At 72.8% G+C, this 19145-nt stretch carries 17 protein-coding genes; 11 read left to right on the top strand and 6 right to left on the bottom strand.

From position 1 onward, the window contains the following. Positions 1-315 precede the first annotated feature (315 nt). The 8 genes from ABZ725_RS34190 to ABZ725_RS34155 all read left to right on the top strand — a co-directional run bounded on the left by ABZ725_RS34190 (position 316) and on the right by ABZ725_RS34155 (position 8674). A complete protein-coding gene (locus ABZ725_RS34190) occupies positions 316-1371 on the top strand; it encodes a BMP family ABC transporter substrate-binding protein (RefSeq protein ID WP_358806355.1) in 1056 nt (351 codons plus the stop codon). After that, entirely contained in the window at positions 1352-2872 is a 1521-nt protein-coding gene (locus ABZ725_RS34185; protein WP_358806354.1) for an ABC transporter ATP-binding protein, read from the top strand. The genes ABZ725_RS34190 and ABZ725_RS34185 overlap by 20 nt, the downstream gene beginning before the upstream one ends. A 1-nt stretch (position 2873) precedes the next feature. Further along, positions 2874-3920 (top strand): ABC transporter permease, encoded by a 1047-nt coding sequence (locus tag ABZ725_RS34180; RefSeq protein ID WP_358806353.1) that lies wholly within the window; start codon positions 2874-2876, stop codon positions 3918-3920. Continuing rightward, on the top strand, positions 3920-4786 hold the full coding sequence (locus tag ABZ725_RS34175; protein WP_358806352.1) for an ABC transporter permease: 867 nt from the start codon (positions 3920-3922) through the stop codon (positions 4784-4786). Before ABZ725_RS34180 ends, ABZ725_RS34175 begins: the two co-directional genes overlap by 1 nt. Further along, positions 4783-5544, top strand: a complete 762-nt coding sequence (locus tag ABZ725_RS34170) for a nucleoside phosphorylase (protein WP_358806351.1) — start codon at positions 4783-4785, stop codon at positions 5542-5544. Before ABZ725_RS34175 ends, ABZ725_RS34170 begins: the two co-directional genes overlap by 4 nt. Continuing rightward, complete coding sequence (locus ABZ725_RS34165; RefSeq protein WP_358806350.1) at positions 5541-6836, top strand: amidohydrolase; 1296 nt, start codon at positions 5541-5543, stop codon at positions 6834-6836. Before ABZ725_RS34170 ends, ABZ725_RS34165 begins: the two co-directional genes overlap by 4 nt. Before the next feature lie 93 nt (positions 6837-6929). Then, positions 6930-7601, top strand: a complete 672-nt coding sequence (locus ABZ725_RS34160; protein WP_351908204.1) for a FadR/GntR family transcriptional regulator — start codon at positions 6930-6932, stop codon at positions 7599-7601. A gap of 137 nt (positions 7602-7738) precedes the next feature. After that, entirely contained in the window at positions 7739-8674 is a 936-nt protein-coding gene (locus ABZ725_RS34155) for a PAC2 family protein (protein ID WP_358806349.1), read from the top strand. 104 nt (positions 8675-8778) lie between these two features. On the opposite strand, the gene mshC is transcribed toward ABZ725_RS34155, so the two are convergent. The 4 genes from mshC to ABZ725_RS34135 form a co-directional block, all read right to left on the bottom strand. Then, on the bottom strand, positions 8779-10008 hold the full coding sequence (mshC, locus tag ABZ725_RS34150) for a cysteine--1-D-myo-inosityl 2-amino-2-deoxy-alpha-D-glucopyranoside ligase (RefSeq protein WP_358806348.1): 1230 nt from the start codon (positions 10006-10008) through the stop codon (positions 8779-8781). A 231-nt stretch (positions 10009-10239) separates the two neighbouring features. Next, positions 10240-11082: an SCO1664 family protein gene (locus ABZ725_RS34145; protein WP_358806347.1), complete on the bottom strand. Its 843-nt coding sequence runs from the start codon at positions 11080-11082 to the stop codon at positions 10240-10242. Further along, positions 11046-11636: a DUF3090 domain-containing protein gene (locus ABZ725_RS34140; protein WP_351920664.1), complete on the bottom strand. Its 591-nt coding sequence runs from the start codon at positions 11634-11636 to the stop codon at positions 11046-11048. The genes ABZ725_RS34145 and ABZ725_RS34140 overlap by 37 nt, the downstream gene beginning before the upstream one ends. Before the next feature lie 111 nt (positions 11637-11747). Beyond that, positions 11748-12434 (bottom strand): histidine phosphatase family protein, encoded by a 687-nt coding sequence (locus ABZ725_RS34135; protein ID WP_351920662.1) that lies wholly within the window; start codon positions 12432-12434, stop codon positions 11748-11750. A gap of 62 nt (positions 12435-12496) precedes the next feature. Between ABZ725_RS34135 and corA the strand changes: the two genes are divergently transcribed. Beyond that, complete coding sequence (gene corA / locus ABZ725_RS34130) at positions 12497-13495, top strand: magnesium/cobalt transporter CorA (RefSeq protein ID WP_358806346.1); 999 nt, start codon at positions 12497-12499, stop codon at positions 13493-13495. Positions 13496-13530: 35 nt separating this feature from the next. Here corA and ABZ725_RS34125 read toward each other — a convergent pair whose 3' ends face one another. Next, positions 13531-14319 (bottom strand): ferritin-like domain-containing protein, encoded by a 789-nt coding sequence (locus tag ABZ725_RS34125; protein ID WP_358806345.1) that lies wholly within the window; start codon positions 14317-14319, stop codon positions 13531-13533. Positions 14320-14555: 236 nt separating this feature from the next. Next, the gene (locus ABZ725_RS34120; protein WP_358806344.1) at positions 14556-15611 is read right to left on the bottom strand and encodes an LLM class F420-dependent oxidoreductase; all 1056 of its coding nucleotides are present in this window, start codon (positions 15609-15611) and stop codon (positions 14556-14558) included. 223 nt (positions 15612-15834) lie between these two features. Here ABZ725_RS34120 and ABZ725_RS34115 point away from each other — a divergent pair, with 223 nt between their 5' ends. Together ABZ725_RS34115 and ABZ725_RS34110 are read left to right on the top strand one after the other, a co-directional pair. Further along, positions 15835-16821: an aldo/keto reductase gene (locus ABZ725_RS34115; RefSeq protein WP_351920655.1), complete on the top strand. Its 987-nt coding sequence runs from the start codon at positions 15835-15837 to the stop codon at positions 16819-16821. Next, positions 16818-19085 carry a helix-hairpin-helix domain-containing protein gene (locus tag ABZ725_RS34110; RefSeq protein ID WP_358806343.1) on the top strand — a complete coding sequence of 756 codons (2268 nt, stop codon included), beginning with the start codon at positions 16818-16820 and terminating at the stop codon, positions 19083-19085. Before ABZ725_RS34115 ends, ABZ725_RS34110 begins: the two co-directional genes overlap by 4 nt. The last annotated feature ends 60 nt before the right edge of the window (positions 19086-19145 follow it).

The raw sequence follows: 19145 nt of genomic DNA, 5'->3' as shown, positions 1-19145 counted from the left end.
GGGACACTCCTGATGTTCCGGTGGTGTCGGCCACCGTACATGACCTGGGAGAACCATAGTTCGAGACAGTCGAGCAGGTGTCCGGAAACGGGTGTTACAGTCCAGCACCCAGTCCGCAGACCGAGACGAAGGAGGAAGACCCGTGCTGCTGACCAAGCGCCGTTTCCTCGACTTCGGCCGGTGTGCCGGCGACGGCTGTCATAGCTGAGCCCGTTCCCTCGGCCCGCACCACCGCAGTCCGTCCCAGCGTCACCCTCTCCCCACCCCCGTGCTCACCGCCGAGCGCGCCCCTCGGCATACCCGGAAGGTCTCCCGATGCCTCGCAGACACCGCCGTTCCCTGCAGCTCGCCGCGCTCGCGACCGGCGCAGCTCTCCTCGCCACCGCCTGCAACGCCGCCGCCAAGAAGGACGACTCCGCAGCGAGCGCGAGCGGCGGCAGCGGCAAGTCCTTCACCCTCGTCACCCCCGACGCCGTCGGGCAGAACGAGTTCCTGAAGCTCGCGGTCACCGGCATCGAGAGCGCGGCGAAGCAGCACGACGGGACGCAGAAGGTCTACGAGTCCACCGACACCGCCTCCCAGCAGCAGAACGTGGCTGCCGCCGTGGACGCCAAGCCGGACGTCATCGTGCTGGTCGGCTTCGAGTTCGCCGACATCGTGGCCCAGCAGGCCGAGAAGAACCCCACGCAGCAGTTCCTGATCATCGACGCGTGCACCGCGAAGACCTTCAAGAACGTCAGCTGCGCGGTCTTCCGCGAGCACGAGGGCGTCTACCTCGCGGGCGCCGAGGCGGGCCTGCTCAGCAAGTCCGGCAAGGTCGGCGCGGTGGACGTGCTCGACACCCCCCAGTTCCGGCGCTACAGCGACCCGTTCGCGGCCGGCGCCAAGAAGGTCGCCGCGAAGACGGAGACGTCCACCCGCTTCGTCGGCGGTCAGTCCCCGTTCGACGACTCGGCCCGTGCCAAGGAGCAGGCGAACACCCTGCTCGCCAAGGGCTACGACCAGCTCATGGCGGCTGCCGCGGCCGGCAACTACGGCGTCTTCGAGGCGGCGAAGGCCAAGGGCGCGTTCGCGTACGGCGTCGACGTCAACCAGTGCCCCTCGGCGCCCGGCACGGTCGTCGACAACGTGATCAAGCGCACGGACGTCGCCGTGGAGAAGGGCGTCGAGTCGGTCCTCGGCGGCACCACGGGCACGACCGTCTCGTACGGCCTGAAGGAGGGCGGCATCAGCCTGACCGGCCTGGAGGACGGCGTGGACTCGTCGAAGTGCGTGATCGCCGACCACAAGGACGTGCTGACGAAGGTCGAGGCGCTGCGCGACCAGATCGTCTCCGGAGAGCTGAAGGTCGATGACCCCGCAGCCGCCTGACACGGATGTCGCCGTCGAGCTCCGGGGAATCACCAAGCGGTTCCCCGGCACGCTCGCCAACGACGCCGTCGACCTCACCGTCCGCCGCGGCGAGATCCACGCCCTGATGGGTGAGAACGGCGCGGGCAAGTCCACGCTGATGTCGGTCCTGTACGGCATGGAGCGCGCCGACGCCGGGTCGATCCGGATCGACGGATCGGACGTGCGCTTCACGAGCCCGTCCGACGCCATGGCCGCCGGGCTCGGCATGGTCCACCAGAGCTTCAAGCTGTTCGACTCGCTGACGGTCGCCGAGAACATCGTCTACGCCGCCGAACCGCGCCGCTTCGGCCTGGTGGACCGGGCCGCGGCCCGCCGGCGGGTGCGCGAACTCGCCGACGAACACGGTCTCGACGTCGACCCGGACGCCCGGGTCGGCGAGCTGCCGGTGGGCCTGCGCCAGCGGGTGGAGATCCTCAAGCTGCTGCACCGGGGCGCCCGCACGCTGATCCTCGACGAGCCGACGGCCGTGCTCACGCCGGCCGAGGCGGACGCCCTGTTCGCCGTGCTCAAGTCGCTTGCCGCACAGGGCCGTACGGTGATCCTCGTCACCCACAAGCTGCGCGAGGTGCTGGAGGGCAGCGACCGGGTGACCGTCCTGCGGGACGGCCGGGTCGTCGCCCGGCTGGTCACCGCCGACACGACGGCCGCCGCGATCGCCGCCGCGATGACCGGCCGCGCGGTGGAGCTGGATCGCGTCCACGCGTCGGGCACGCCCGGTGCGGCGGTGCTGCAGGTGACCGGTGTCAGTACGGACTCCGTCCACGATGTGGACCTCACCGTCCATGCCGGCGAGATCGTCGGCGTCGCGGGCGTGGCCGGGAACGGCCAGAGCGAGCTGGTCGAGGCGCTGGCCGGGCTGCGGCCGGTCACCGCGGGCCGCGTCACGCTGCAGGGCGACGACGTCACCCATGCCTCCGCGACCGAGCGACGCGCGAAGGGCCTCGCCTACGTCCCCGAGGACCGGCACGCGGTCGGCACGGCCCCCGCCGCCTCGGTCGCGGACAACCTGGCGATGGGCCACCACCGCACGTCCCTCTCCGCCCGCGGTCTGCTGCCGCCGAGCGCCGTCCGCGCGCACGCCCGACGGCTGGTCGAGCGGTTCGGGATCAAGGCGGCGACCGTCGAGGTCCCCGCCTCGGCGCTGTCCGGCGGGAATCTGCAGAAGCTGCTGATCGGCCGTGAACTCGCCCACGACGCACCGCTGTTGCTCGTGGAGCAACCCACCCGTGGCGTCGACATCGGCGCCGTCCAGAACATCCACGACGAGCTGATCGCCTACCGGGACGCCGGCCATGCCGTGCTCCTCGTCTCGGCCGAGCTGAGCGAGATCCGGGGGCTCGCGGACCGCGTCCTGGTGATGTACGAGGGCCGGATCGCGGCGTCGTACCCGAAGGGCGAGGCGGACGAGCGGACGCTGGGCCTCGCGATGGCGGGCGCCCCTGTGGAGGTCACCCACTGACATGACACGGATATCCGGAGCCCTGCGCTCCCCCCTCACCTTCTCCGTGCTCGCGGGACTCGTCATCGGCGCGCTGTTCCTGCTCGGCACCGGCGCGGACCCGATCGGCGCGTACGAGGCCGTGCTGACCGGCGCGCTCGGCGGCGACGGCATCGGCTCGACCCTGACCACCGGCACCAGCGTGCTCGGGCTGGCGCTCGCGCTGGCGATCCCGCTGCGGGCCGGGCTGATCAACCTCGGCGGCGACGGCCAGCTGGTGCTCGGCGGGATCACGGCCGCCGTCACCGGGCTCTACTCGCCGCTGCCCGCGCCCCTCACCGTCGCCGCGGCCCTGCTGGCCGGGATGGCCGCGGGCGCCGGATACGCCGTGCTGGCCGCCCTGTGCGAGAACCACCTCGGGGTCCCGCTGCTGGTCAGCAGCCTGCTGCTCAGCTACCCGGCGATGTCGCTGGCCTCCTACCTGGCGCGGTATCCGCTCAAGGAGCCGGGCTCCAGCCTGCCGCAGACCCGGGCGCTGCCGGACGGGGTGGCGCTGCCCGCGTTCGGCGACTCCACGGTCACCCTCGGGCTCGTCCTGGTGGCGATCGCGGCCGCCGCCTACTGGTTCACCGACCGGCGCACCGCCGTCGGCTACGAGATCCGCATGACGGGCCTCAACTCCCGCTTCTCCGCGTACGCGGGTGTGGAACGCCGGGGCCTGACACTGAAGTTGATGTCGGTCTCCGGGGGTCTGGCCGGACTCGTGGGCGCCATCGGGGTGTTGAGCTTCCCGTACCGCTTCGTGGACGGCTCGCTCACCGCGCCCGGTTACACCTGGACCGGTCTGACGGCGGCGCTGCTGGCCGCCGCGGCTCCGCTGGGCACGGTGATCGCCGCGTTCTTCTTCGCCGTCCTCCAGGTCGGCGGACTGGCGATGGAGCGGACGACCGAGGTGCCGCGCGAGCTGACGCAGGTGCTGCAGGCGATCGTGATCGTGTTCCTGGCGGCCCGGCTGAGCTTCCCGAGCCGGTGGTTCACCCGTCGTTCCCGGGAAAGGGAGGCGGTCTGATGTTCCTGGACTCCGATCTGCTCATGTCGGCGCTGCGCGCCCTCACCCCGATCCTGCTGGCGGCCCTCGGCGGCGCGATCTGCGAACGCGCCGGGGTCTTCAACATCGGCCTCGAAGGCATGATGCTGATGGGCTGCTTCACCTCCGTGGCGACGAGCTGGTTCACCGGCAGCCCCTGGCTCGGCGTCCTGGCGGCGGCCCTCGCGGCGGCCGGGTACTCGCTGATCCTGGCCGTGGGAGCCGTCACCCTGCGCGGGGACGCGGTGGTGCTCGGCATCGCCATGAACCTGCTGGCCGTCGGCCTGACCAGCTTCCTGCTGCGGACGGTCTTCGGCGTGCAGGGCACCTTCGACGATCCGTCGCTCGCCGGGCTGCCGCTGATCGGCGGCTTCACCCCGCTCGCGTATCTCTCCTGGGCGGCGGTCGCGGTCGCCGCGCTGCTGCTGTCCCGGCATGTGTGGGGGCTCAGGCTGCGCGGGGTCGGCGAGGCGCCCGACGCGGCGGCCACGCTCGGCGTGAGCCCGGCAAAGTACCAGTACGGCGCGATCCTGCTGTCGGGCGTGCTGTGCGGGCTCGCGGGCGCCCAACTGGCCCTGGGGAACGTCACGTTGTTCACGGAGAACATGACGGCGGGCCGTGGTTGGATCGCTGTCGTGGCCGTCATGCTGGGCCGCGCCGCGCCGCTGGGCGTGCTGCTCGCCGCGCTGCTGTTCGGGCTCGCCGAGGCGGCCGGGTTCCGTCTCCAGGGGCTCGGCATGCCCCAGCAGGCGACCGACGCCGCGCCGTACGTCGTCACGCTCGGCGCCCTGTTCCTCACGACGGCCCGCCGCCGTCGCCGCCCCCGTCCCACTGGAGCCGTCCGATGACACAGGACCTGCTGCCCGTCACCCGTATACCGCGCACCGGGCTCCCGGCGCACGCCGTGGTCGTGGGCGACCCGGCCCGGGCCGCGGCGGTGGCCGCGCTCCTCGACGGCGCCGAGGAGGTGTCGTACCACCGCGAGTACCGGGTGTTCAGCGGAAGCTGGAAGGGCGTGCCGGTCGTCGTCGCCTCGCACGGGGTGGGCGGGCCGGGCGCGATCCTGCTGTTCCAGGAGCTGGCGGACGCGGGCGTGCGCACCGTCCTGCGGTTCGGCACGGCGGGCGCGATGAAGCCGGGCATCGCCGACGGCGACCTGGTCGTCGCGGAGGCGGCCGTCCGCGACGACGGCGTGACCCACCAGTTGCTGCCCCCGGAGTACCCGGCGGTGTCGGCGCCCGAGGCGGTCTTCGCGCTCCTGCGCGCGGCCCGCGAGGCCGACGCCCCGCACCACCGGGGCATCGTGTGGACGCGGGCGGCCTTCCAGCCGGGCCTGATCCCGCTGTTCTCCTATGACGGCGCCGGGCTCGCCGCGATCGAGATGGAGCTGTCCGCGCTGCTGGTCACGGCCTCGCTGCGCGGTCTGGTCGCGGGCGGCGTACTGGTGATCGACGGGGCGAACGCCGACGAGCTGGTCGACGAGGACGCACCGTTGTCGACCGGCGCCTACGACCCGCACCGGGAGGTCGTCGCGGCCGGCGTCGAGCGGGGCGCGGTGGTGGCCCTGGAGGCGCTGCGGCTGCTGGCGGAAGGCGAGCAGGCGTGAGCATCGACCTGCTGGTGCACGGCGGTGACGTGCTGACGGTGGACGAGGCGGGAACGGTCGTGCCGGACGGGGCGGTCGCGGTCCACGAGGGCGAGATCCTCGCCGTCGGATCCGCCGAGGACCTCAGGGCGCGGTACCCGGCGGACGAGGAGATCGACGCCCGGGGCTGTCTCGTCCTGCCCGGCCTGATCAACACGCACACCCACCTCGCGATGACCCTGCTGCGCGGTCGCGCCGACGACGTCACCCTGCAGGGTTTCCTGGAGCGGGTGCTGACGTGGGAGGCGGAGCTGCTGGCGCCGAAGAACGTGGCGGCGGCGGTGCGGCTGGCGGTCGCGGAGAGCGTGCGGGCCGGGGTGACCTCGGCGCTGGACATGTACTGGTTCCACGAGGCGGCCGAGCGGGCGGCCCGTGAGGCGGGCTGGCGGCTGCACACCGGGCCCACCTTCATGGACGTGCCCGAACCGCCGGACGGCATCGCGTACGGGGACCGGCTCGCGTGGGCACGACGGGATCTGGAGGGGCGCGGGGCCGCGCGGGACGGGCGCCGCCCGGTCGTCTTCGCGCACTCCGCGTACACCCTCTCCCCCGAGCAGCTCATCGAGGTCTTCGCGCTGGCCCGGGAGTTCGGGGCGCTGGTGCACATCCACGCCGCCGAGAACGCCACCGAGGTCGCCACCGTCGAGGTGAAGCACGGGAAGCGGCCGGTGGAGCTGCTGGACTCGCTCGGGCTGCTCGGCCCCGATGTGCTGCTCGCGCACGCCGTCGACCTCACCGGGCCGGAGATCGCGGCGCTGGCGCGCACGGGCACGGCCGTCGCCCACTGTCCGGTGTCGAACCTGAAGCTGGGCTGCGGGATCGCGCCGGTGCCGCGGCTGCTGAGCGCGGGCGTGACGGTGGGGCTGGGCACGGACGGCGCCGTCAGCTCCAACTCGCTGGATGTGCTGGGGGCGGTGCGGCAGGCGGCGCTGGTGCACAAGGCGGGCGGCGACCCTACGGCGGTCGGCGCCGAGCAGGCCGTACGGATGGCGACGATCGAGGGCGCGCGGGCGCTGGGGCTCGCGGAGCGGCTCGGTTCGCTGGAGGCGGGCAAGCGGGCCGACCTGATCGTGCTGGACCTGGACGCACCGCATCTGCGTCCGCGCCACGACCCGTGGTCGACGCTCGCGTACGCGGCGCACTCGGCTGACGTGCGGGACACGGTCGTCGACGGACGGGTGCTGATGCGCGACCGCACGCTCAGGACGCTCGACGAGCGAGCGGTGATCGCGGATCTGGAGGCAACCCTCTGATCTGGCCTCATCTGGCCCCATAATGGCGCTGAGACATCCGATGTCTGGACGTCGAACCACCAGGTACCACGAGGAACCACAGGGAGGCCGGCCATGGCTGTCACCGACGAGGCGATCGAGAAGATCAAGGGCATGATCGTCTCGGGTGCGCTGCGCCCCGGCGACCGGCTCCCCAAGGAGAGCGAGCTGGCCGCCGAGCTGGGCCTGTCCCGCAACTCCCTGCGGGAGGCGGTGCGCGCCCTGTCGCTGATCCGGATCCTGGACGTACGGCAGGGCGACGGCACGTACGTCACCAGCCTGGATCCGCAACTGCTTCTGGAGGCGCTGAGTTTCGTCGTCGACTTCCACCGCGACGACACCGTCCTGGAGTTCCTCGCGGTGCGCCGGATCCTGGAGCCGGCCGCGACGGCGATGGCGGCCCTGCGGATCAGCGAGCAGCAACTGGACGCGCTGGACGCCCAGTTGGACAAGCTCGGCGCCGAGCCGTCGGTGGAGGAACTGGTCGCCTGCGACCTGGAGTTCCACCGGGGCATCGTGCAGAGCGCCGGCAACTCGGTGCTCTGCTCGCTGCTGGACGGGCTCTCGGGGCCGACCACCCGGGCCCGGATCTGGCGCGGACTGACGCAGGAGGACGCGGTCTCCGGCACCCTGCGCGAGCACCGCGCGATCCTGGCGGCCCTGCGCGACCGGGACGCGGAGGCGGCGCGGTCGTGGGCGACGGTGCACATCGCGAGCGTGGAGCAGTGGCTGCGGTCCACGCTCTGAGGCCGGTGGGGGGTGTTCGGGGGTGGCGAACGGGGCAGTGATCCGGTCACTCCCCCGTACAAGGGGGCTGCGGGCGCCCCCGCAGAACGCCGTAAGGTTGGGTGGTCAAGCGAGGGCACGTCGGAAGGAGGCGCTGGGTGATCGAGCTCGAGGGGGTTCCCGAGCTGATCGACCCGGTCATGGTGGCCGCGTTCGAGGGCTGGAACGATGCCGGCGACGCCGCCTCCACCGCGGTCGCGCACCTGGAGCGGGAGTGGAAGGGCGAGGTGTTCGCGGCGCTGGACGCCGAGGACTACTACGACTTCCAGGTGAACCGCCCCACGGTGTGGATGGACGCCGGCGTGCGCAAGATCACGTGGCCGACGACAAGGTTGTCGGTCGTCCGGGTCGGCGGCGAGAAGCCACGCGACCTGGTGCTCGTACGCGGTATCGAACCGTCGATGCGCTGGCGCTCGTTCTGCAACGAGCTGCTGGGCTTCGCGCACGAGTTGGGCGTGGAGCTGGTGGTCATCCTGGGCGCCCTGCTCGGTGACACCCCGCACACGCGTCCGGTTCCGATCAGCGGCACCACGTCCGACGCGGACCTGGCGCAGCGGATGGACCTGGAGGAGACCAAGTACGAGGGGCCGACGGGCATCGTCGGCGTCCTCCAGGAGGCGTGCACGCACGCGGGCGTGCCGGCGGTCAGCCTCTGGGCGGCCGTCCCGCACTACGTCTCGCAGCCGCCGAACCCGAAGGCGACGCTGGCCCTCCTCAACCGCCTGGAGGACCTGATCGACGTGCGCATCCCGCTGGGCGAGCTGCCCGAGGACGCGCGTGCCTGGCAGGTGGGCGTGGACCAGCTGGCCGCCGAGGACAGCGAGGTCGCCGAGTACGTGCAGACGCTGGAGGAGGCCCGGGACACGGCGGAGCTGCCGGAGGCGTCGGGCGACGCGATCGCCCGCGAGTTCGAGCGCTATCTGCGACGCCGGGACGGCGGCGGCCCGCCCGGGCCCGGGGAGCGCACACGCCCCCCGAAACCGCCGAAAGCGAGCGGCGACTCCTCCGACGACAACGATTCGTCGGAGGACTGAAAGGGCCAGAAAACGGCCTGAAAGCACTGATGAGGGGCGGTGCGCGCCATGTGGCGCGCACCGCCCCTCACGTCGTACGCGGGTGCGGGAGTGGGACCGGACGGCTACAGGGCGACGCCCAGCAGTGCGTCCACCGCCCGCGACACGACGCCCGGTGCGCCGATGTCCGTGCCGCCCCGCTCCTGCTGGAGCGCGGCCCAGCGGTCGACGGCGGCGAGGGCGGCGGGCGCGTCGAGGTCGTTCGCGAGGGCCTCGCGGATCTCCTCGACGAGTGCCTCGGCGGGCGGTCCGTCGGGCCGGGAGACGGCGGCACGCCAGCGCCCGAGCCGGGCCTCGGCGTCCGTCAGGACCTGGTCGGTCCACTCCCAGTCGGCCCGGTAGTGGTGGGCGAGGAGGGTGAGCCGGACGGCGGCGGGGTCGACGCCGTCCTGGCGCAGCCTCGAGACGAAGACGAGGTTGCCCTTGGACTTGGACATCTTCTCGCCGTCGAGGGCGACCATGCCGGCGTGGACGTACGCCTTGGCCATGGGGAACTCGCCGGTCAGCGCCTGGGCGTGGGAGGCGCCCATCTCGTGGTGCGGGAAGGCGAGGTCGGAGCCGCCGCCCTGGACGTCGAAGCCCATCCCGAGGTGGTCGAGGGCGATGGCGACGCACTCGATGTGCCAGCCGGGCCGGCCGCGGCCGAGCGAGCCGCCGTCCCAGCTGGGCTCGCCCTCGCGGGCGCCCTGCCACAGGATCGGGTCGAGCGGGTTCTTCTTGCCCGGGCGGTCCGGGTCGCCGCCGCGCTCGGCGGACAGCAGCCGCATCGCGGCGGCGTCGAGGTTCGAGACCTTGCCGAAGTTCGGGTCGGACTCGACGGAGAAGTAGGTGTCGCCTTCGAGTTCGTACGCGGCGCCCGCGTCCCGCAGTCGTTCGACGAGCGGGACGATTCCGGGTATGGCCTCGACGGCGCCTATGTAGTGCTGCGGCGGGAGCATCCGCAGGGCCGTCATGTCCTCGCGGAAGAGGGCCGTCTCCTTCTCGGCGAGGGCGACCCAGTCGACGCCGTCGCGTTCGGCCCGCTCCAGCAGCGGGTCGTCGACGTCGGTGACGTTCTGGACGTAGTGGACCTGCCGCTTGGTGTCGAGCCACACGCGCTGAACGAGGTCGAACGCGTTGTAGGTCGCCGCGTGACCCATGTGGGTCGCGTCGTACGGCGTGATGCCGCAGACGTAGATACGGGCGACGGGACCGGGGTCGAGGGAGACGAGGCCGCCGGTCGCGGTGTCGTGGATCCTCAGGTCGCGGCCCTGACCAGGCAGGGCGGGGACCTCGGAAGCGGGCCAGGCATGCATGTCATGAGCCTAACCGGACGGAAGTTACGTATACGAACCGGAGCGGGCCGGATGGCCGGGAAGACGGTCTTGTGTGATTCCGGCCGGTGTGCGTCCCGGCCCGACAGGGGCCGGTCAGACCTGGTCGAACCGGGTCGGAACATGCCGGACCATGTCAGACGGACGTCACACTGCTGTCGGACCGATGCCGGACCGATGCCGGACCGACAGCAGGCCGACGCCGGACCGGCGTCAGACCGGCGGCCAGGGGATCGCCGGCCACTCTCCGCTCGGCTCCGGGTGCTTCCCGGAGGCCAGCAGCGCGTCGGCACGCGCGCGCGTGGCGTCGAGTTCCACGGGCGTGACCAGCCCGGCCAGGGTGACCGCCAGCCGCTCGCCGGGTTCCAGGGCGCTTCTGAGGGCCTTGAGCGCCTCGACGGCCTCCCCGGTCAGGGGCTCGCCCGCCCAGCCCCACAGGAGCGTGCGCAGCTTGTTCTCGGCGTTGAAGGTGACGCCGTGGTCGATGCCGTAGAGCCGGCCGTCGGCGGTGGGCAGCAGATGGCCGCCCTTGCGGTCGGCGTTGTTGATCACCGCGTCGAGGACGGCGAGCCGGCGCAACCGTTCGTCGTCGGCGTGCACGAGCAGTGCGGTGCGGCCCTCGCCGACCTCGGCGAAGCCGATCGCCTTCCAGCCCGGCGCGGGCTCCTCCGCGTCGACGAGGGCGAGCAGCTCGGCCTCCGGGGCCGTCTCGATCCACAGCTGGCACATGCCCTCGCCGTGCGGCCCGTCCCGCAGCACGGTAGGCGGGACGAGGCCCCAGCCGGTCGCCTCGGAGACCTCGTAGGCGGCGACCTCGCGCTGGGCGAGGGTGCCGTCGGGGAAGTCCCACAGGGGTCGCTCGCCGGCCACCGGCTTGTAGACGCAGGCGGCCTCCCGGCCCTCGTGCGCGACGGTGCAGTACAGGGCGGCGTTCGAGGCGTCACGGATACGGCCGCGGACGGTGAGCTCGCCGTGCGCGAGGAGTTCGTACGCTTCGGCGGAGGCCGGGTCGGTGGTCTTCACGCCCCCCGGCGGTATCCGTTCTGGCGCGGACATACGTGTCCTTCCGGGTCGAGCGGCAGGCTGCACAGCGGACACGGCGGCCGGCCCGCGTTGACGACGTCGAGGGCACGCTTGGCGAAGGCTCGCGCCTGCGCGCCGGTGAGCCGGACCCGCAGCATCGGGGGCCCGTTCTCCTCGTCCTGAAGAAGCCTTTCCTCGGCCTCGGCGAGGTCCTCCTCGGAGTCCGCGTCGAGATCCACCAGGGCCTGCGCCTCGACGATCATGCGCTGCTCCTCGCCGTCCCAGGCGAGGGCCATCGTGCCGACGCGGAACTCCTCCTCGATCGGGGTGTCGAGGGGCGCCGTGTCGGTGTTCTCGGCGGGCGACATGGCGGGCACGGAGGCGCTGCCGCCGCTCCGCCGGACGACCTCGTCCAGCAGCTCGTCCATGCGTTCGGCGAGCGCGGCGACCTGGGTCTTCTCCAGGGCCACGCTGGTCACTCGGGAGCCGGCGACGGCCTGGAGGAAGAAGGTACGGCGCCCGGGCAGTCCGACCGTACCGGCCACGAAGCGGTCCGGGGGGTCGTAGAGGAACACCTGACGGGACACGTCCTGTCTCCATGGGAATCGTGGGTCATCGTGGTCGGGAACGCCGGCTGGGGAAGCGTCCGTGCGGTACGCGCGCGTACGCGGACCGCTTCACCCTACTGCGGCCGACGATCACGGTGCGCCCGCACCACCCCCGACCGTGGCGTCCCCGGTCGGGGGCTCCTCGCGCGGTGCGAGGGAGGCGAAGTCGCCGGTGTCGCCGAGGCGCACGAGAAAGGGGCGCATCCTGGTGTAGCGGATCGCGGTGACGGAACAGGGTTCGACGGAGATCCGCTGGAACAGGTCGAGATGAAGTCCGAGCGCGTCGGCGACGAGCGACTTGATGATGTCGCCGTGCGAGCACATGAGGTAGACGGCGTCGGAGCCGTGGTCGCGCTCCACGCGCGCGTTCCACTCGCGCACCGCCTCGGCGGCGCGGGTCTGCATGGCCCGCATGGACTCGCCGCCGGGGAAGGCGGCCGCGGAGGGGTGCGCCTGCACTACCTCCATCAGGGGCTCGTCCATCAGTTCGGCGAGCTTGCGTCCGGACCAGTCTCCGTAGTGGCACTCCCCGATCCGCTCGTCGGTGTGGACGCGCAGACCGGGGCGGGCGTCCAGGAGGGGCTGGATCGTCTCCTGACAGCGTTGCAGGGGACTCGCGACGACCTCGGCGAGCGGCAGCGCGGCGAGCCGTCCGGGCAGCCCGGCTGCCTGGGCGACTCCGCGCTCGTCGAGGGCGACGCCGGGCGTCCAGCCAGCGAGCACTCCGGAGGTGTTGGCGGTCGAACGTCCGTGCCGGACGAGGATCAGGGTGGGCATGCGGCCCAGGGTAGGCGCACGCGCGCGTGCGCAAGCGGCCGAGCGAGGGGAGAATACGCTCCGTGATCGTCGACTGCGGGATCTACCGCGCCGGGCACCGCGCGGAGGCTCCGGAGGACCTGTCCGACGCGCTGGCGCAGGCGCGCTCGTCGGGCGGTTTCGTCTGGATCGGGCTGTACGAGCCCACCGAGCAGGAGTTCGACCGCGTCACCCGGGAGTTCGGGCTGCACCCGCTGGCCGTGGAGGACGCCCTCAACGCCCACCAGCGGCCCAAGCTGGAGGTCTACCACGACTCGCTGTTCATGGTGTTCAAGCCGGTGGTGTACGAGCCCGAGAGCGACGCCGTCTCCTCCGGCGAGGTCATGGTCTTCCTCGGCGACGCCTTCGTGGTCACCGTCCGGCACGGCGAGGGATCGCCGCTGGCCGTCGTGCGGCAGCGGCTGGAGCACGAGCCGCAGCTGCTCTCCAAGGGGCCCACGGCGGTGGTGTACGCCATCGGTGACGCCATCGTCGACCACTACCTGGACGTGGTCACCGAGCTCGGGACCGACCTGGAGGTGTTGGAGGCGGAGGTGTTCTCCCCGACGGGCGGCGGCTCGCGGCACACCGCCTCGCGGATCTACCGCTTCAAACGGCAGCTCCTGGAGTTCCGCCGGGCCTCCGTGCCGCTGGCGCCGCCGCTCACCCGGCTCGGCGACACCGGGGGGTTCGGGTCCTCGGACGTGCCCTTCGTGAACGACAAGGCGCGGCCCTTCTTCCGGGACGTCAGCGACCACCTCACGCGCGTGAACGAGTCCGTGGAGGGGCTGGACCGGCTGGTCTCCGACATCCTCTCCGCCCATCTCGCGCAGATGAGCGTCCGGCAGAACGACGACATGCGCAAGATCTCCGCATGGGCGGCCATGGCCGCGGTCCCCACGATGATCGCGGGGATCTACGGCATGAACTTCGACCACATGCCGGAGCTGCACTGGCTGTGGTCCTACCCGGCGGTGATCGCGCTCCTGGCGGTGCTGGAGGTCCTGCTGTACCGGCTGTTCAAGCGGCGCGGCTGGCTGTGAGGCCGCGGCCCGCCCCGGTCCCGGGGGAGCCGGCCTCAGGCGAACTCGGGGGCGGCGGTCACCGGGCCGCCGAGCGCGTCGCGGCGCTCGGGCATCTCCAGGGACACCATCCGCCGCCAGCCCGCGACCCGCTCCCACGCGTACACGGCGTGGATGCCGGCCGCGAGGACGGCCGACTTGGGCCTCGGCCAGCCGAGGATGCGGCCCATGTTCGCCGTCACGGCGAGGCTGACGTCCCGGTAGATCCGGATCTCGGCGAGCGCGCACGCGCGCAGGGTGCGTTGGATGGCGCGGCCGTGCCCCGCGCGGGCGAAGCGCAGCAGTTCCTCGTGGCAGTAGGCGAGGTGGTTGTCCTCGTCGTTCGAGATCATCTTCACCGCGCGGCCGATGTCGGGGTGGTCGGCGAAGTGCTTGCGCAGCAGGTCCATCTGCTCGGAGGCCCGCTGTTCGGTGACCCGGCTGTGGGCGAGGTAGGTGACGATGTCCTGCACGGTCAGCGGCTCCTCGGTCCTGAGCCGGTCGTGCGCGAGGCCGATGCCGCCGCGCTCCAGGAGCATCGTGTAGTCGGTGTCGGGCGGGACGGCCACGGGTTCGAGGCCGCGTTTGCGCATCAGCGCGTTGAAGATCCGGCCGTGTTTGTCCTCGTCGGCGCCGTGGCGGGTGATCTTGGGAGCGAGCGCGCGTTCGCTCTGCGGGACGAGTGCGGCGATCCGGGCGTTCTCCCAGCCGCCCTGCGACTCGCCGCCCGCGGCGATGGAGCAGAAGAGCGCGAAGGACTCGTCGTCGTCGATGATCTCCTGGAACAGACTCTTGGCCGAAAGCACCGTGGGCCACCTCTCCGCATTGCGCAGGATTCCGCAGCATTCCGCAAGGAACGAGTCAAATGCGGCACGGGAGGCACTGCAACAGGTGTGTCGGACAACTCCGCCAAAAGAGGGATGCGAGGAGTCGACGCCCAGGCGTAACCACGCGCCGCGCGGCGCGTTGTTAACCGTGACGGCCGTGGCGGGGAAGACCCCCGAGCCCCCACCACGGCCGCTGAAATCCCCCTCTTCCCCGGCTACGCCAGACCGGCGAGCTCCAGCGCCTGGGTGCCCGCGCGCAGCGAGGCGAGACGCTCCTCCAGGGTGAAGCCCGCGGGGGCCAGGGTGAGGGTGGTGACGCCGGCCGCCGCGTAGGCCTTCATCCGGTCCGCGATCCGCTCCACCGAGCCCAGCAGCGTGGTCCGGTCGATCAGCTCGTGCGGGATCGCGGCCGCGGCGCCCTGCTTGTCGCCGGACAGGTACTTGTCCTGGATCTCGTCGGCCGCGGCCTCGTAGCCCATGCGCCGGGCGAGCTGGTTGTAGAAGTTCTGCTTGCGGCTGCCCATGCCGCCGACGTACAGCGCGGTGTACGGGCGGAAGGTGTCGGCGAGTCGCTCGACGTCCTTGTCGTCGCCGACCGCCAGAGGCAGCGTCGGACAGACGTCGAAGCCCTCCATGGTCTTGCCGGCCTTCTCGCGTCCGGCCCGCAGGTGCTTGATCGCGGTGTCCTCGAGGTGGTCGGCGGACGGGAAGATGAGCAGCGCGCCGTCGGCGATCTCGCCGGTCTGCTCCAGGTTCTTCGGGCCGATCGCGGCGATGTACAGCGGGATGTGCTCGCGCTCGGGGTGCACGGTCAGCTTGATCGGCTTGCCCGGGCCGCCCGGCAGCGGCAGCGTCCAGTGCTCGCCCTCGTACGACAGCCGCTCCCGGGTCATCGCCTTGCGGACGATCTCGACGTACTCGCGCGTGCGGGACAGCGGCTTGTCGAACTTGACGCCGTACCAGCCCTCGGAGACCTGGGGGCCGGAGACGCCGAGGCCGAGGCGGAAGCGGCCGCCGGAGAGGGAGTCGAGGGTGGCGGCGGTCATCGCGGTCATCGCGGGCTGGCGCGCCGGGATCTGGAAGATGGCCGAGCCGACGTCGATGCGCTCGGTCTGCGCGGCGACCCAGGTGAGCACGGTGGCCGCGTCCGATCCGTAGGCCTCGGCGGCCCAGCAGACGGCATACCCGAGGCGGTCGGCCTCCTGGGCGACGGCGAGGTTGTCGCCGTCCATTCCGGCACCCCAGTAGCCGAGGTTGATACCGAGCTGCATGGCCCATTCCCCTTACTGATCAGTAACGACGCTGTTCCGGAGACCTTAGCGCGGGGGCGGGCGACCGGGGAGGGCGGTGTGGCGAGGGTCGCGCGGATCGCGGGCGGGGGCCGCGCTGATCGGATCCGAGGGGCGCGGCCTGCGGAAGTCGGCTTCCCGTTCCGGAGATTCGGTTATCCACAGGCAACCCACTGCCCAGTTATGGCCAGTAATCTCGGCGTCCATGGAGCAGAGGCATCTCGGCCGCACCGGCCTGCGTGTGTCCCGCATCGGGCTCGGCACCCTGACCTGGGGCCGTGACACCGACGAGCACGACGCCGCGGACGTCATGAAGACGTTCTGGGAGGCGGGCGGGACCCTCGTCGACACGGCGGACGTGTACGGCGACGGGGACGCCGAGTACCTGCTCGGGCGGCTGATAGAGGGCCTGGTGCCGCGCCGGGACCTGATCATCTCGACGAAGGCCGGCAGCGTGCCCGACCCGGACCGCCGCTTCGACGGCTCGCGCGGTCACCTCCTCGCCGCCCTCGACGCCTCGCTCGCCCGGCTCGGCACGGACTACGTCGACGTATGGCAGGTGCACGCCTTCGACCCGGACACCCCGCTGGAAGAGACGCTCCAGGCTCTCGACATCGCTGTCGCCAGCGGTCGGGCCCGGTACGCCGGGGTCTCCAACTTCTGCGGCTGGCAGCTCGCCAAGGCGGCCACCTGGCAGCTCGCCGCACCGGGCGCCCGGACGCGGCTCGCGGCGACGCAGATGGAGTACTCGCTGCTCCAGCGCGGCATCGAGCGCGAGGTGCTGCCGGCCGCCCTGGATCTGGGCATCGGTCTGCTGCCCTCCTCCCCGCTGGGCCGCGGCGTCCTCACCGGCAAGTACCGGGGCGACGCCCTGCCGCCCGACTCGCGCGGCGCATCGGAGCACTTCGCGCGCTTCGTCGAGCCCTACCTGGACGACACCGCGAGCCGCATCGTGGACGCCGTGTCGACGGCCGCCGACGGGCTGGCGGTGACCCCGCTGCAGATCGCCCTCGCATGGGTCCGCGACCGGCCGGGCGTGGCCGCACCGATCGTCGGCGCGCGCAACTCGCAGCAGCTCACGGCGGCGTTGTCAGTGGAGGCGCTTAGTCTTCCTGACGAGATCTGCCGGGCCCTCGACGATGTGTCGGCGCCCGAGCACCGCTATCCCGATCACGACTGGAGCACGCTGTGAGCACGGAGCCGGATCCCCCGGAGAGCACGGACCACGCCGGGCCGGCGGAGCCGGACGCCCCCGGGGAACCCGGAACGCCCGACAACACGCAGACGGCGGAGCCGGGGACGACCGCGGAAGCCCCGGAGGCCGAGACCGACGACAGCGCGCCGACGACCGACGAGGCCGACGACGGGGAGGCCGGTGACGGGGAGGCCGGTGACGGGGAGGCCGGTGACGGGAAGACCGTTGATGGGGAGGCCGCCGCGCAGGTCTCCGAGGCGCAGGCCGAGCTCGCCGCGCAGAAGCTCGAGCGGGAGCGGATCGAGCGGCGCAAGGCCGAGAAGGCGGCGCCCATCACCGCCGGGGCCAAGCTCAGCGGGAAGGCCGCCGACCTGCTGGCCGCCGTGCGCGCCGTGGAGGGCGGTGCGAAGCCCCCGGCCGCCGTGTTCGGCGAGCCGGAACCCGCACCGCGCCGCCCCGCCCCGGAGCCCGCACCGCGTCCGCAGCCGGTGGCCGCCCAGGCGGCGGCGCCCGCGGCGGACACCGTGGAGGGCGTCCGGCGCGTGCTGGCCGACGGTGGCGCCCCCGAGGCGCTCGCGGCGCAGGCCGCCGCCGCCCTCGGCGAGGGCGCCGAGGACCTGCTGCGCGAGGACCCGTGGCACCTGCTGCGCGTCCCCGGCGTGCGGCCCGAGCAGGCCGACGGCTTTGCGCGGGCGCTGCTCGGCCCGGAGTGCGCCCCCGACGACGAGCGGCGCGGGCGCGCGGTGACGGTCTGGCTGCTGGAGCAGGCCGCCCTGGCCGGGCACACCGCCCTGGAGCTGCCCACGCTCACCGCCGCCCTCGGCCGGCAGTCCGTGCCGGACCCGGACGCGGCCGTGCAGAGCACGCTGGCCGAGGGCGAGGCCCTCGTCTTCCAGGACGCCCTGGACGCGCCGACGGCCGGACAGCCGGTCGCGGACGGCGAACAGGGAGAGGACGGCGAGGAGGGCGAGGCGGCCCGGCCGGTGCGGGTCCTGGCCGGTCTGGAGCGGTACGCGCTCGCGGAGGAGAGCCTCGCCGACGCGCTGGCCCGCGTGGTCAACTCCCTGGCCAAGGAGGCCTCCGCGCCCTGGGAGTCGGTCACCGCGGCCGCGTCCGGCAGCGCGGCCGAGCTGATCCGCGCCGTCGCCGCGCACGGTCTGGTGCTGCACACCGGCGGCGAGGCCGCCCGCGCCGAACCGGCGGCCCTGCTCACCGCCGCCCACGCCCTGGGCCTGCGCGCCGTCGCGGCCTGCCACACCCCGGACGGACGACGCCGGTTCGCGGCCCTGCTGACCGGGGAGGACGGCGCCGTCGTGACCGTCCCCGGCCTGCTCTCCGGCGCCGAGGGCCCCGGGCGCGACGGCGACGGAGCCTTCGCCCTCGACCTGCTGATCCTGCTGGACGCGCCGCAACTGGACGTGGAGAGCGCCGCGATGCTGGCGGAGTCGCTGCCGGACGGGGCGCGGCTGGTGCTCAGCGGGGATCCGGCGGTGCTGTGGTCGGCCGGCCCGGGCCGGGTCTTCGCCGACCTGCTCGCGGCGCGCGTGTGCCCGCAGGTCGCCTCGCGCACGCCCGACCCGGGGCCGATCGGCGAGTTGGTGTCCGGCGTCGGCATCGGCGAGCTGAACCAGGTCGAGGCGCCCGGCAAGGAGATCGTGATCGTGCCGGTGCGGGACGCGGGCGAAGCGGTGCACCGGACCGTGCAGCTGGTCGCCGACTCGGTGCCGCGGGCCTTCGGGATCACACCCGAGGAGGCCGTGGCGATCACCCCGGGGCACGGTGGCGCGGCCGGCACGCGCGCGCTGAACGCGGCTCTGAAGGAACGGCTCAATCCGGGCCCCGGCCGCTTCGGCGGCTTCGACCCCGGCGACCGGGTCGCCTACTCCCCCGTGCCGGGCCGTACGGTGCCGGGCCGGGTGGTGACGGCCGACGCGGACGGGCTGCACCTGTCGTGCGAGGGGGCCTCCGTGGTCGTCCCGAGGGAACGGGTGGAGCAGGCCGTACGGCACGGATGGGCGCTGACCGCGCACCAGGCGGTGGGCATCCGGTGGCCCGCGGCGGTCGTGGTGCTGCCCGGGGACGCCGGGCAGGCCCTCTCCCGCCCCTGGGTGTACACGGCGTTCGGCCGCGCGGAGCGCCACCTTTCCGTGGTGCACGGCGTCGAGCAGGCCCTGCCGAGAGCCGTCGCCGAGATCCCGGCGAAGCCCCGCACGACCCGGCTGCCGCTGCTGCTGCGCACCCAGGTCCCGGCCTCGGAGTAGCGCGAACGGCGGCGGCCGCGAAGGGTCTCCCCTTCGCGGCCGCCGCCGTCATGACGTCTC

This window comes from Streptomyces sp. NPDC006872, from assembly GCF_040635845.1.
In the GTDB taxonomy this organism is placed as follows: domain Bacteria; phylum Actinomycetota; class Actinomycetes; order Streptomycetales; family Streptomycetaceae; genus Streptomyces.
Note: the sequence above shows the minus strand (reverse complement) of the source record. Positions and strands in the feature narration are given on the sequence as shown.

Coding starts and splice junctions, on each gene's coding strand:
- ABZ725_RS34185 (WP_358806354.1), top strand. CDS start 1,352: ATGACCCCGCAGCCGCCTGACACGGATGTCGCCGTCGAGCTCCGGGGA.
- ABZ725_RS34160 (WP_351908204.1), top strand. CDS start 6,930: ATGGCTGTCACCGACGAGGCGATCGAGAAGATCAAGGGCATGATCGTC.
- ABZ725_RS34175 (WP_358806352.1), top strand. CDS start 3,920: ATGTTCCTGGACTCCGATCTGCTCATGTCGGCGCTGCGCGCCCTCACC.
- ABZ725_RS34120 (WP_358806344.1), bottom strand. CDS start 15,611: ATGCAGCTCGGTATCAACCTCGGCTACTGGGGTGCCGGAATGGACGGC.
- mshC (WP_358806348.1), bottom strand. CDS start 10,008: ATGCATGCCTGGCCCGCTTCCGAGGTCCCCGCCCTGCCTGGTCAGGGC.
- ABZ725_RS34115 (WP_351920655.1), top strand. CDS start 15,835: ATGGAGCAGAGGCATCTCGGCCGCACCGGCCTGCGTGTGTCCCGCATC.
- ABZ725_RS34170 (WP_358806351.1), top strand. CDS start 4,783: ATGACACAGGACCTGCTGCCCGTCACCCGTATACCGCGCACCGGGCTC.
- ABZ725_RS34180 (WP_358806353.1), top strand. CDS start 2,874: ATGACACGGATATCCGGAGCCCTGCGCTCCCCCCTCACCTTCTCCGTG.
- ABZ725_RS34190 (WP_358806355.1), top strand. CDS start 316: ATGCCTCGCAGACACCGCCGTTCCCTGCAGCTCGCCGCGCTCGCGACC.
- ABZ725_RS34145 (WP_358806347.1), bottom strand. CDS start 11,082: ATGTCCGCGCCAGAACGGATACCGCCGGGGGGCGTGAAGACCACCGAC.
- ABZ725_RS34135 (WP_351920662.1), bottom strand. CDS start 12,434: ATGCCCACCCTGATCCTCGTCCGGCACGGACGTTCGACCGCCAACACC.